This window comes from Paraburkholderia sp. (assembly GCF_028283785.1).
In the GTDB taxonomy this organism is placed as follows: Bacteria; Pseudomonadota; Gammaproteobacteria; order Burkholderiales; family Burkholderiaceae; genus Paraburkholderia.
In genome coordinates, this window is record NZ_JAPWKB010000013.1 from 272,524 (window position 1) to 286,074 (window position 13,551).

At 59.5% G+C, this 13,551-nt stretch carries 10 protein-coding genes and 1 pseudogene; 4 read left to right on the plus strand and 7 right to left on the minus strand.

Annotated elements, in window-relative coordinates; all coding sequences use genetic code 11:
- Nucleotides 1-641: 641 nt before the first annotated feature.
- Complete coding sequence (locus PW947_RS15290; protein WP_299633173.1) at nucleotides 642-3,278, plus strand: glycoside hydrolase family 3 C-terminal domain-containing protein; 2,637 nt, start codon at nucleotides 642-644, stop codon at nucleotides 3,276-3,278.
- Nucleotides 3,279-3,287: 9 nt separating this feature from the next.
- Here the strand turns inward: PW947_RS15290 and PW947_RS15295 are convergent, their stop codons facing one another.
- The 7 genes from PW947_RS15295 to PW947_RS15325 all read right to left on the minus strand — a co-directional run bounded on the left by PW947_RS15295 (nucleotide 3,288) and on the right by PW947_RS15325 (nucleotide 9,894).
- On the minus strand, nucleotides 3,288-4,847 hold the full coding sequence (locus PW947_RS15295) for a carboxylesterase family protein (protein WP_299633174.1): 1,560 nt from the start codon (nucleotides 4,845-4,847) through the stop codon (nucleotides 3,288-3,290).
- A gap of 142 nt (nucleotides 4,848-4,989) precedes the next feature.
- On the minus strand, nucleotides 4,990-5,682 hold the full coding sequence (locus PW947_RS15300) for a mobilization protein (RefSeq protein ID WP_299633175.1): 693 nt from the start codon (nucleotides 5,680-5,682) through the stop codon (nucleotides 4,990-4,992).
- A gap of 250 nt (nucleotides 5,683-5,932) precedes the next feature.
- Entirely contained in the window at nucleotides 5,933-6,604 is a 672-nt protein-coding gene (locus PW947_RS15305) for a M20/M25/M40 family metallo-hydrolase (protein ID WP_299633176.1), read from the minus strand.
- Nucleotides 6,605-6,650: 46 nt separating this feature from the next.
- On the minus strand, nucleotides 6,651-7,322 hold the full coding sequence (locus PW947_RS15310; RefSeq protein WP_299633177.1) for a DUF1028 domain-containing protein: 672 nt from the start codon (nucleotides 7,320-7,322) through the stop codon (nucleotides 6,651-6,653).
- Nucleotides 7,319-7,747 (minus strand): RidA family protein, encoded by a 429-nt coding sequence (locus tag PW947_RS15315; protein ID WP_299633178.1) that lies wholly within the window; start codon nucleotides 7,745-7,747, stop codon nucleotides 7,319-7,321. Before PW947_RS15315 ends, PW947_RS15310 begins: the two co-directional genes overlap by 4 nt.
- A 20-nt stretch (nucleotides 7,748-7,767) precedes the next feature.
- Entirely contained in the window at nucleotides 7,768-9,252 is a 1,485-nt protein-coding gene (locus PW947_RS15320) for a 4-hydroxyphenylacetate 3-hydroxylase family protein (protein ID WP_299633179.1), read from the minus strand.
- A 78-nt stretch (nucleotides 9,253-9,330) separates the two neighbouring features.
- Nucleotides 9,331-9,894: a flavin reductase family protein gene (locus PW947_RS15325; protein ID WP_299633180.1), complete on the minus strand. Its 564-nt coding sequence runs from the start codon at nucleotides 9,892-9,894 to the stop codon at nucleotides 9,331-9,333.
- Nucleotides 9,895-10,056: 162 nt separating this feature from the next.
- On the opposite strand from PW947_RS15325, the gene PW947_RS15330 reads away from it, so the two are divergent.
- From PW947_RS15330 to PW947_RS15340, 3 genes and pseudogenes are all read left to right on the plus strand, one after another.
- Nucleotides 10,057-11,016 (plus strand): LysR family transcriptional regulator, encoded by a 960-nt coding sequence (locus PW947_RS15330; protein WP_299633181.1) that lies wholly within the window; start codon nucleotides 10,057-10,059, stop codon nucleotides 11,014-11,016.
- 114 nt (nucleotides 11,017-11,130) lie between these two features.
- Nucleotides 11,131-12,315, plus strand: coding sequence for an SRPBCC family protein (locus PW947_RS15335; RefSeq protein WP_299633182.1), 1,185 nt, complete (start codon nucleotides 11,131-11,133; stop codon nucleotides 12,313-12,315).
- A gap of 49 nt (nucleotides 12,316-12,364) precedes the next feature.
- Nucleotides 12,365-13,550, plus strand: a pseudogene (locus PW947_RS15340) (ABC transporter ATP-binding protein).
- The last annotated feature ends 1 nt before the right edge of the window (nucleotide 13,551 follow it).

A 13,551-nucleotide genomic window follows, 5' to 3' on the forward strand; every position in this document is an offset into this window, starting at 1 on the left:
CCTGCATTAAGCCTTCGAAGATGGCGCGACACAGTGCTATATGAGCAGACGATTCGCTGTGTCGTGCCATCTTTTCCCGTATGACTAGTTGCTGTTTGGATTCCGCGGCGGCATCAGGTTCGCGCCGGCCGGCGTACTGACTTGCGCCTGTGTCTGTTTCGCGACAGGCGCCTGGCTAACAGGCGAAGTCATATGAGCCGTATCTGCCGCGACACTTGCATCGGGTGGGTCAGATGAAGAATCGTTAGCGGACTGCACGGTTCGCGCCACGGGTGTCCCGCCCGAGTCCGAACTCCCGCCACACGAAGCAAGCGTCATTACGATTGACGTCGCAACGAATGAACTCAATAAGCTGCTCATAAATCGCACGCGAAAATAGCGCGTCGCATGCAAGCTTTTCATCATTCACCTCCATCTCCATTCCGACTTTCCAGGCAACACGCAATACGTCTGAACGAATGCGAAATCGATAACCGGATGCTAAGGAGTCTTGCAGAAACGCGATAAACAAAAAGACGTCGAGTGTAAGAGATTGTTACCGGCCTGTTAGTTTTTTCTGTGCGAACTATTGTCTCCTTTATCTCGCGTTCCCCTTGCCTGTTGGGGGCGTTAAAACGGGCATTGCACATTGGGTGGAAACCATGGGCGCTCGTGTCGTTGTGGCTGCATTCTTCGGTGCGGCGGTACTCGCTGCACACTCCGCGCCCGCCGGTTTGCCGACGAGTGAAGCGCAGGTCAACCAGATTGCGCTGTCGTTGTTGAACCAGATGACGCAGTCGGAAAAGCTCGACTATGTGAGCGGTACCGGTGCCTGGGATGTGAAACCGATCGCGCGACTTGGCTTGCCGCAAATCAAGGCGAGCGATGCCGGGCTCGGCGTGCGTCTTAGCGATCCTCCTGGTGTGGCGTATCCTGCTGGACCCGCACTCGCTTCGACATGGAACGTGGATCGCGCGAAACAGATGGGCGTGGGACTCGGCCTCGAAACGCGGCTTAGTGGCTTTCAGCAAATCGCAGGGCCGGGCATGGACATGTACCGGACACCGTATGCAGGTCGTGCATTCGAATATGTGTCGGGAGAAGATCCATTTTTAGGCGCGGTGATGGCAGCCGCGGAGATCAACGGTATTCAGTCGCAAGGCGTGTGGGCCGACGCAAAGCACTACCTCGCAAACGAGCAGGAGGTTAACCGTTTCAATCTGATGGAAACGGTTAGCGAGCGTGCGTTGCGGGAAATTTATATGGTGCCGTTCGAGTCATCGGTCAAGAATGCCAATGTCGCAGTTGTGATGTGCGGATTCCAGGGGCTTAACGGTGGCGATCCGGTTTGCGAAAACCAGCATGTGATGCAACAGGTCTTAAAGAACCAGTGGGGCTTCCTGGGTTTTGTCGAGTCCGACTATGCGGCGCTCAAGCACACGTTGCCCGCGGCGCTGGCCGGTGTCGATATCGAACGACCAACCGCATCGATATTTTCGCCGACAGCACTCAGTGCATTGCTGTCCACCGGCCAGATCAGCGAGTCGCTGATCGACGACAAGGTGCGGCGTATTCTGTCGCGGGTGGTCGCTTATGGTTTTCAGGCAGGCGTGCCGGCCGCAACCGGCGAGTCGCATCCCGACTTCGCCGAGCGCGCGGCACTCGACGTCGCGCGTGAAGGCATCGTGTTACTCAAGAACGACAACAACGTGCTGCCTTTGAGCCATGACTCGACACGTACTATTGCAGTGATCGGCAAGCTGGCAACCGCACAACCGCCAACCGGATTCGGTAGTGCAAATATCATTGCATCACGCTATATCAGCGAGATAAGTGGCTTGCAGCAGGTTGCCGGTAATGCGCGAATCGTGCTTATCGATTCAATGACACTCGATCCGACCCGTTCGGTCTGGACGACGCCAACGGGCGCGGCTGGTATTCAGGCGGAGTACTTCGGCAACGCTAACTGGAGCGGCTCGCCGGTATTGTCGCGGGTCGAACCGACGGTCAATCTGGACACATCGGGCAGTGCAACCGGCAGCGCGTATGGCACGACGTATGGCGGAAATGGATCGTCGAGTGCACCGGGTTCGGTACGTTGGACTGGCAATGTCACGCCAACCATTTCCGGTGCGCAGGTATTCAAGGTTCGCGCCGATGGTGCCGTACGTTTGTACGTGAACGGCCAGTTGCTCATCGATAACGGTGACGGAAATCCACTCCCCAACAATTCCATTCCGCCGACTATCCCATTGACTGGCCGCATCGTATTGCAAGCGGGGCAAGCGTATACGGTACGCCTCGATTACTCGCCACGTTCGGGATACATCCCGTTGTTCGGCGGCTTTATGGGCGCGCAACTGAGTTGGGCTTCGCTCGTGCCGCCGCCTGACCTTGCTACGTATGACGCAGTCGTCGTCGCGGTTGGAAACAGCTACGAATACGAGGGCGAAGGCTTCGATCACCCGTTTACGCTCCCGGAGTTTCAGGACGAATTGCTGACTAACGTCGGCCGTGCGAGTCCACGAAAGAGCATTGCTGTCGTGCATGGCGGAACGGGGCTCGATATGCATGCATGGATCGACACGGTGCCCGGCGTATTGCATGCGTGGTATCCGGGAGAAAACGGTGGACAGGCGCTTGCGGAAATTCTCTTTGGAGATGTCAATCCGTCGGGAAAACTGCCTATTACGATCGAGCGCAGCATCGTCGACAACCCGACCTACGCGAACTATCCGCAATACTCCAACTCGACGGATGTGCTGACGATGACTTACACGGAAGACATCTTCGTAGGGTATCGCGGCTACGAGAAGAACAATCGCACGCCGCTATTCCCGTTCGGTTTCGGCTTGTCGTACACCACGTTCCGCTACTCCGCCTTAGACGTTTCGCCGGCCGTGGCGAGTGGCGACGGGCGCATCCGGGTGTCGTTCAATGTGACGAATACCGGCGGCCTCGCGGGCGCGGAATCGGCGCAGGTCTATGTCGGAGAGCGAGGCGCCCCGGTGGCCAGGCCGATCAAGGAATTGAAAGGATTCGGCAAGGTATTCCTGCAACCGGGAGAAACCCAACGCATCACGGTATTTCTCAACCAACGCTCACTTGCGTACTTCGACGTGAATCGCAGTACATGGGTGTCGGATGCGGGCTCGTTCGATATTCTGGTCGGCGCATCGTCGCAGGATATCCGCTTGCGCGGACAACTTCTTAACCTGAATGCGCATGTACTCAACACGACGGACAGTAATCCGCTTGCCGAACGTCGTTCGGTTCATGTCGGGCCGGTGCATCTATAGCATCGCGGTTTATCGATGTGCGGCTTCGATCAGATCGAGCCGCTTGCGCCATGGGTCTGACTCGGCTTTCGGGCCATCATGCGTGAAGCCGAGAATGACGTCTTGCACTGGATTGTAACGAGGCCATTGTGGCCCACCGGCGTCCCCGGGATCGCCGGTTTTCGCAAAGGCGACCCAATAGGCGAGTGCGGATCGCGCGGTTTCGCGATCCGCATCGGTCAGTGTTTTGCCGTAGCGAACCGGCAGCGTATTGAAGACGAACGGTATTTCGCTTGCGTGCGGTGCGGCGTGCAACTCGGTGCGCATCGAGTGCGCGACATACGAGAACCGGTACACGTACGAAGGGATATTCTGCTCGGCGGCCAGACGCGCGATCAGTCGTGCGGGCTCGACCATCATCCTGTCGGCCGACACGGCCTGAGCGATCTGGTGAAAATCGGCGATGCCGTTCGGGTCGTAAGCCATGCGTGCGGCGTTCGCATGCGTGCCGAACATGCGAAACAGTTCATCCTTGGTTTTCGCATGCGTGATGCCGAAATCGGCACCCGTCGCGCCGATGATCAGCGGCACTTTCATCTGCTTTCGCTGCGCGAACAGTGCATCAGGATAGCCGGTGACCAGTTTCCCATCGAGTAATGGACCGCCGACATAGGTGTCGTTGATCAGCGAACCCATATCCATGCCGTTGACGACTTTATCCGCGGGCAGGTTGCGCAACGCGCGCAGCGCCGTTGCATCCGTACCTGCGATGCCGACCGACCGCGCGAACGCAACGCCGACTTTCTCTGCGGACGGCAATCGGGGTTGATCGACGGCGATGCGTCGCATGGGCAGCAACGACGCGCGGCCGCCGCCCGATTGGACAATCGCCTTGCTAAAGAGACCGTGCGCAAGCGGCGATGTCATCAAAGCGAGCACCGATGCACCGCCTGCCGACTCGCCGAACACGGTCACGTTCGCCGGGTCGCCACCAAATGCTGCGATGTTTCGCTGCACCCATTTCAGCGCCGCAATCTGATCCATATAACCGTAGTTGCCAAGCAGGCCGCTCTTTCCCGCTTCATGCGTCAGCGCGGGATGCGCGAAGAAACCGAAGCGCCCGAGCCGATAGTTGAAGCTGACCAGTACGACACCTTCTCGTGCGAACGACGTGCCGTCGTAGACGGTTGACGACGAGCCGCCGTTCACGAACCCGCCGCCGTAAATCCACACCATCACAGGCAGTTTATGGCCACTCGTTGCGCCTGCCGGTTTCCATAGATTGACGTAGAGGCAGTCTTCCGCGGGCGACGCGCTGAGCGGCGCGGCATCGCCTGGCATCGGATGTTGCGCGCAGTCATGACCGAAGCTGGATGCGTCGCGCACGCCCGGCCATGCGGCCGCCGTTTGAGGGGCGCGCCAGCGGTTCTTGCCGACTGGCGGCGCCGCATAGGGAATACCTTTGAACGCGATTACATCGCCGGACGTTACGCCTTGCACACGGCCTTTGTCGGTGACGGCCTGATCGGCCGGGGCGGTCGTGGCCGCAGCCGCGCTCGACGCGATCGCTGCGATCGTTGCGATCGCCATCCCGACGATCCATCTGCGCCGCAGTTGCATGGTGTGTTTTATCCTTGACTGGCAAGCGTGAACGCGCCGGATCATGCGCGAACTGCGTCGCGCGAATGATCCGGCATCACTGGCGTGAATACGATCGATGCCTGAAAACAGGCTATAACGCGAGCTTGTCGAGTTCTTCGTAAGTGCGGCTCAACCAGACTTTCACGCGTTGACGTTCGAGCAGGCCGAAGCCTGTCGCGCGGTCGTTGTTATTGATCGCGGACCAGAAGCTCGCGCTTTGACGGTCGATTTTCTGCATCGTCGCGTCAGGCAACCGGCGGATATGCATCACGCTTGCGCCCATCGATTCGGCACGCTCGCGCTGTCCCGACGCATTGAGAATATCGAACCGGTCGCCGCGAATTTCGTTTAGCACCAGCACCAGTTTCAGGCGCTCGCCGAACGTATCGAGCCACTGCTGAAGGAGATCGACGGAATCGCGGCCGGCATCCATGACTTGCCACCACGTCAGCTTCAGGTCGTGCTCCTGCGCGAGTTCGATCACCTGCGCGTCGTCCAGCCATTTGCGCAACGATTCTTGCGTTTGCGCCGCGAGATCGACCAGTACCCGGCGTTCGGGTTGCTCGAGCGCGTGTTCGATGATCGGGTCGAGGCTGTCATGCTGTTCGAGCACGGCGGGCGCAGCGAAGTCGGCATAGAAGCGCAGCAAGGCGCCATGCGATCGGTCGGTGTCGAAGCCGATAAACGGAAGATTACGGTCGATGAAGTACTGCGCAAGCACGCGGGCGACCAGCGATTTGCCGACGCCGCCTTTTTCGCCACCAATGAAGTGGATAGAGCTCATCTCTGCGTTTTCCTTTGTCGTGGAGCAGGCTGGATCGAATCAGGACATTTCATTTCGATGACGCAACAGCGCAACAGACTACACGACAAAAAGGAATGCGTGATGACGAATGCGTGGCGCGGCGTGCGCAAGGCTCGGTCAGCACGCTCAACGCGATGGCGGCGGGGTCGTTTGCGATCAGCGATGCAGCGCAGCATCGGCGCGCACCGTGGTGCACTGGTTGCGCGTCTTGCGATGCCTGGCGGCGATGTCAGGTGGTCAATGTCGTGGCGACGCGGGCGCAAAGACGATCCATGAACGCAAGGCATTTCGACAACTGATCGAGTTCGACGTATTCGTCGGCCTTGTGGCCCTGTTCGATCGAGCCCGGACCGCAAACGACGGTCGGAATGCCGATCGCCTGAAACAGACCGCCTTCGGTGCCGAACGACAACGTGCGAACCGCGTCGTTGCCCGCTGCCGCACAGGCGAGCTCGCGCAGCCAGGCGGCGTCCGGCTGGTCCGCCAGTGCCGGATAATCGACCAGTTCGCGCCATTCGATTGCGCTGTCCTCGTAAGTTTCGCGCATCTGCGGCACGAGTTCGCGATCCGCGTAAGTGCGCACCGAACTGACGATGGCCGACGGATTGTCCGCCGGAAGATTGCGGATTTCGAATTCCACTTCCGCGTGATCCGGTATCACGTTCAACGCGATACCACCGTTGATCTTGCCGGTATGCACGGTGGAATACGGCGGGTCGAAATCGTGATCGAGCTCGCCGTAGGTTTTGAGGTCGCGGGCCGTGCGGCGCAGGAACGTCACGAGTTCCGCCGCGAAGTCGGCGGCGTTGACGCCGAGATGCGTGAGTGCGGAATGCCCGGCGAGTCCTTTTACGCAGCATTCGTACGCGCGTTTGCCTTTATTGGCGACCGCAACCTGCATGCTGGTCGGTTCACCGATGCGTCATACACTCGCCCTCATGATGCGCCTAGAGATCACCGGGAACGCCGTAGGAGGGCGCCTGTTCCGGGTTCTTCGCCCGCCTGGCGTAGTCGTTCATTTGCGGTTCGTAGAGACGCCACAGCGCGCGTAGATCTTCGATTGGCGTATCCGACCAGTCGACGCGCAATTCGGCCACCGGCCACGCGTCACGCTCGAAGACGCAAAAGCCCGCCGAGTGCACCGGACCCGCTTCGCCGCCTGCCGCGAGGCCTGCTTCGAGCGCCGCAAGCAAACGCTCGGCGATTGACGCGTCGGGATTTGCCTCGAAGCCACGCACCATTGCTTCGACAACGCCTGCATGCGCGAGCAGATTTCCCGCGCCGATGCAGTCGCGACCCGGCACAGTCGACGTAATGCCGAGACCTTTCGCACCGGTCACGGCCGCGCGGCTGCCATCACTATCGATCACCGCGAGTTGTCGCCATTCGCTAAAGGCGCGCGCGCCGGCTATCTGTTGCAACACGCTGTCCGCGCCAAAGCCTTGCGCAAGCAGTTGCAAGCCCAATACGCCGAGACGCGGATCCGTCACGTTCTGACTCAGTACGACGCCATGCGGACTGACCCACAGGCATCGACTCGGGACCGCAATACTCGAACTGCACACGATGCCGCCGACGCTCCCGGTCCGCGCGCATCGTCCCGCCAGCGAGAAGGTCATTGCGCCGCTCCGGGTTCATTGGGTATCACGGCCGTGACGTCGATTTCCACCAGCCATTCCGGCCGCGCGAGTGCCGACACGACAATACCGGTCGATACCGGATATACGCCCTTTAGCCATTTGCCGACCACGCGATATACCGCTTCCCGGTAACGCACGTCCACCAGATAGATCGTGATCTTGCAGATATCTTCCAGCTTGCTTCCCGCTTCGTCGAGCAGCATCGCGACGTTCGCCATGGCCTTCTCCGCTTGCGCGGCGACGTCGCCGATTCCGACCGATTCGCGTGTGTCGAGATCCTGGCCAATCTGACCGCGCAGATAGACGGTCCCATTCGCGACCACTGCCTGGCACAAATCGTTGTCGAGCTTTTGTTCCGGGTAGGTGTCACGCGTATTGAACTTCCGGATGCGGGTATGACTCATGAGTGCCTCGGCATGAAGATTTATACGACCCGCTTAAGGCGCGGTTCGGAATTTGATTGCACGACGCGATCCGACAGGTTCGCTGCTTTCTTGACATGCCCGAGCGTGCTGTCGAAATCGAAGTTGCGGAATACTGCCGCAAGATGCGCAAAAGGCGGCGACTGCGCGAACAACTGGAACGTGAGGCGATGTCCGGCATAGTCCGAGTTCAGCAGGTCGCGTGCGAACGCAAGTAACTTGCGACGGTCGTCCGCCGCCCAGTTATCGTTGACGGTGTAGTACTTGTCGAGCCAGCTACTGATTTCCGGATTCGCAAACGACGCCGCATCTGGGGTCACGCAGATTTGTCCGCCGCAGAGTTCGCGCGCGAGATGCATCATCTCGTGGAGTCGCGAACACGCTTGTACGCGGCCGGTATAGAGCAGCGACTGATTCGGCATCATCAATCCGGCCGGGCTGCGTTCGGCCATCGTAATCGACGCGGTCAGGTGCGCATTGATGGTTTCGCGGTAGACCGCCAGCGTCGAGAGCTTTTCCTGTACCGCTTGCTGTTTCTCCAGACCGGTTTGACGCGCGTTGAACAGTGCGGCGCCTATCATCAGGTCGGCGAGTCGCAAATTGCGCTGCACGAATGCAAAAGCACTATAACGATGCAAGGTGGCGCGGATAAACGTCGCGGCCTTGGTGTGCTGATAAAACAGCACGTCTTCCCACGGAATCAGTACGTTGTCGAAAATCAGCAACGTGTCGATTTCATCGCAACGGTTCGATAGTGGATAGTCGTCGGGATTCGCGCGACCGGCAAAGCCGGTACGGCAGATAAACTTAAGACCCGGTGCCGACATATTGACGATAAAGCCGACGGCATAGTCGGAGAGCTTCGCATCGCCCCAATTGGCGATGGTCGGCTTGACGAAGGCCTGGTTTGCATACGCTGCGGCGGTTTCATATTTCGCACCGCGCACGACAATGCCCGCATCAGTTTCCTTGACGACATGCAGCAGCATGTCCGGGTCCTGCTCCTGAGGCGGTTTGGAGCGGTCGCCTTTAGGGTCCGTATTCGCGGACACATGGAACGGGTCGGCGTGCAGCGCCCGGTGAATATGCCGCTCGATATTGTCCGCAAAGCGCGGATCGACTTCGTTCAGGACATCCTTGCCGTCGTAGAGCGACCACATTTCGCCAATGGTTTCATCGCCGACGCGAGTCGCGATGCCGCCGATATCGTCGAGCACGGTATCCACGGCGCGTCGCTTGTCGTGCCAATCCTGCTGCGAATAGGGTAGTTTCAGGCCAATCGCATTGCGCTCGCCGGTCGTCTCGTCGACGTAGCTCATCGCGTCCTGCGTAGCCTTCTCGTGCGCGAGGTCGTAGATGCGGGCGCGAATATCGACGATCGGCTTGAACATCGGATGGGTGGTCACGTCGGCGACACGCTCGCCGTTGATCCACACTTGCCGCCCGTCGCGAATCGAGTCGCGGTACTGCTCGCCTGTCCTGATCATTTAATGTGCCTCGGTCCGGGAGAGAACTGAATGGAATGTGCAACGAAGCCTCGAAAGGCGCGCTAGAGAAGCACTCGCCTAAACACTTTCCTTGAATGCTTCGAAACGGCCGTAATCGCGCCGGCAATAGAGAAGCGGCGATGGCGCGCCGAGCCGGATGCCTTTGACTTCGCCAAAGAACACGGTGTGAGTGCCAATGTCCTGTTGCGCAATCAGCACGCACTCGAGCGATGCCACCGCTTCGTCGATGAGCGGCGCGCAATGTGTGCCGTGCGTGACGGTGCAGCACGAGAAGTCGAAAGGTTTGTTGCTGTTCGAGCGGCCCGCAAAGGTGTCCGCAATGCCGCGTTGAGCAACATTCAGAAGATTGACCGCGAACACGCCGTTCGCCGAAACGGCCGCATGCGCCGGACTGCGCCGGTTGATACAGACGAGCAGGGTAGGTGGATCGGCACTGACCGATGTGCATGCGCTGATCGTGACGCCCACGGGACGCTCGCCGTCGCTGGTCGTCACGACGCTCACCGACGTCGAGTTCGACGCCATCGACTCGAGGAACGCATGACGCAGCGTATGAGCATCGCCCGCTGCGCCCGCCGATGCTTTCGCTTCGCTGCCGACACTCACAGAGATCTGGCCCATCGCCCACTCCTCATTGCGTCTGTCCGTGAGGAAAATCTACGCCGGGGCCAAGCATCTGAAAAACAAATTTCAAAAATGCAAAAGATCGGTTTTGCCTATGCAGCGCATTTATGAACGTGCACAATCGGCGCACACATCGCCAACCACCGGCCGAGGCGTTTGATGGAAGTCACCCAGTTGCGCTACTCGCTGCGCCAGCTTCGCTACTTCGTCGTGACGGCCGAAGTTCTGTCTTTTACGGCCGCCGCGCGGCGTCTGCATATCTCCCAGCCGTCCATTTCGACCGCGCTCGCGGAGCTTGAAACGTCGTTCGGGGTGCAACTCTTTATCCGTCATCATGCGAGCGGACTCTCTCTGACTCAGGCCGGGCGAGATATGCTCGGGCAAGCTCGCAATCTGCTTAAGAACGCGGAAGAACTTCAACTGGCTGCTAAAGAACTGGACGGCGGGATGTCCGGGTCCATTGCGCTAGGGTGTCTTGTTTCTTTAGCACCGCCGTTGATGCCGGCCGTCATGAGCCGCTTCATCGCATCGACGGCCAGTATTAACCCTGATAAAGGCGCAGCCAATTCAGGCATCAACTTTCACACGCTCGAAGCGCATCAGGACGATCTGTTCCGTGGCTTGAACGACGGCTCTCTGGATATCGCGCTCACGTACAGCCTGGATCTGACCGACGACATTGCCTTCACCCCGCTTGTCAATCTTCCGCCTTACGTGATCTTGCCTAAAGCGCACCGGCTTGCAAAAGATCCCACAGTCAGCCTCGAAGATCTGCTGGACGAGCCTTATGTGATGCTCGATCTTCCGCATAGCCGCGAGTACTTCGCCGCGCTGTTCGACGGACTCGGCAACCGTCCGGTACCGGCATTCAGGTCGTCGCAACCGGAAGTCGTGCGGGGCATGGTCGCCAACGGACTCGGCTACAGCATTCTTAACTTCCCGCTCAAGTCGAGCCGGACGGTAGACGGAGAAGACTTCGTGATCAAGCCGTTCAAGGATGAAGTGAATGCGACCACACTTGGCATTGCGCAGTCGCGCAATATGAAACCCCGGCAGGTTGTTCAGCGCTTTGCAGCATTTTGCGAGTCAGAGATTCGTCAATTACATGCGCATCACTAAGCTTCTATTGCATAGCGAAAAACTGTCTACTACATCCGAAAACAATATTTTGGCTGGCAATTTGACTTGATAGATTGGTGGCGTGCGCAACGTAATCGCTGAACTGGAGGCTGGATGGCAACCGTTTCAACGGCACCGGATGCTGGACAGGAGATCGTCCGGCAGTTGCAATCGGGTTGTGAGCGTCCGTTTAACGATGCACGGGCGATGCCGCCCGCTGTGTATACGTCACCTGAGTTTCTGGCTATCGAGCAACGCGAGATTTTCCGGCGCGAGTGGCTTTGCGTCGGGCGCGAGAGTGCTTTAGCGAATACCGGCGATTACGTCACCGCAGATATCGACGGCCAGCCGATCGTCGTGCTGCGCGCCGAGGACGGCGCACTGAATGCTTTCTCCAACGTCTGCCTGCACCGGATGTCGGTGTTGCTGGAAGGGCGGGGCAACGTCAGGCGGATCGTCTGCCCTTATCACGCATGGAATTACTCGCTCGACGGCCATCTGCGCGGCGCACCGATGATGGAGCGCCAGGCGGGCTTCTGCAAGGACATGTACGCACTGCCGTCGATCCGTTGCGAAACCTGGCAAGGCTGGGTGTACGTGACGCTAAACGCGGACGCGCCGGCCGTGGCGACCCAACTTGCCGAGCTTGCGACATTGATCGAAGCGTACGACATGGGTGCGTATGTCGAGACCTTCTACGAAGAGCACGTGTGGGATACGAACTGGAAGATCCTCGCGGAAAACTTTATGGAGAGCTATCACCTGCCGATGCTGCACCGCGCGACGGTAGGCCCGCATTCGCGGCTCGAGGAGATGGAATGTCCACCAGGGTCGGCTGCTTTCAACTATCACTGGATTACCAAGGAAGCATCGTTGCCGATCGGCAATGCGCATCCGGATAACACGCGTCTTACCGGGCATTGGCGCAAGACGACGGCGTTGCTGGCGATCTATCCCACGCATCTGATCACGCTGACGCCCGGTTACTTCTGGTATCTGGTGCTGCAGCCGGTCGGAACCGCACGCGTGCATATCCGATTCGGCGGCGGACTGGCGCCTGAATTCGTCGCCGATCCCAACGCGGCCGGGTATATGGTAACGCTGAAGACCTTGCTGGATGAAGTGAATGCCGAAGACCGGCGCGGCGTGCAGGCGGTATTTCGCGGTGTCGGCGCGCCGCTTGCAAAGCCGGGTCATCTGAGCCATCTGGAACGGCCCAATTATGATTTCGCGCGCTATCTCGCGCAGCGGATGACGGATACCGCCGCACCGTCCACTGCGATGCGCGGTGCGGATTGATGCATGCGCAGCACGCATCGATGAATGCGAACCTCTTTCTCACGTGACGATGGCCAGCCAACCCTTTATTTCGTTCGCGGGCGTGAGCAAATCCTATGACGGCGTACACACCGTCGTGGACGGGCTCGATCTCGATGTCGCCAAAGGCGAATTCGTGTCTCTGCTTGGACCGTCCGGTTCCGGCAAGACGACGACGCTGATGATGCTTGCCGGTTTCGAATCGCCGACGCAAGGCGAAATCCGTCTCGACGGCAAGCGCCTCGACGACAAGCCGCCGCATCAGCGCGATATCGGCATGGTGTTTCAGAACTATGCTTTGTTCCCGCACATGACGATCGCGGAGAACGTCGCGTTTCCGCTGTCGGTGAGAAAGGTGAGCCGTAGCGAGCAGAAAGTGCGCGTGCAACGGGCGCTCGAGATGGTCGAGTTGCCGCAACTCGCGTCGCGCCGGCCGGCGCAGTTGTCGGGTGGTCAGCAGCAACGCGTGGCGCTGGCACGCGCGCTGGTGTTCGAACCGAGCGTGGTGCTGATGGATGAGCCGCTAGGTGCGCTCGACAAGCGCTTGCGCGAAACCATGCAGTACGAAATCATGCGGCTGCATCGCGAGTTGTCGTTGACGGTCGTCTACGTGACGCACGATCAGAACGGAAGCGCTGACGATGTCGAATCGCGTTGCGGTGTTTTCCGACGGACGTATCCAGCAGGCTGCCACGCCGAGCGAACTCTATGAAAACGCGGCCAACGCGTTCGTGGCGAATTTCGTTGGCGAGAACAATGGATTGACAGGCCGTGTCGTCGCGTCGAGCGACACGTGGGCCACGCTGATGCTGGCCGACGGCACCACGATTCGCGGACGCTGCGGCACGGGTGTGGGTCCGGGCGAGGAAGCGATGCTGGCCCTGCGCCCCGAGCGCGCGCATATCGCCAGCGCCACCGATGTCCCCACCGACGCGGACGCGAATACCGTCACCGGCGTCGTCAGGGAACTGGTGTATTGCGGCGATCACCACCGCGTGCATCTGATGCTTGGACACGGCGAAGGCGTGATCGTCAAGGTGCCGAATACGCAGCGTCACGATCTGCCCGCACTCGGTCAACCGACCACGGTGACATGGCGGCACGACGACTGCAAGATTCTCGCAATGGCCGCATCGCGCGGCGCGGTGATGTCCTCCAGTGCTGCTGTCGTTTCCGCTTCTCCCTCCAATTCGCCACTCATAGCAGGAGTCAACTGAA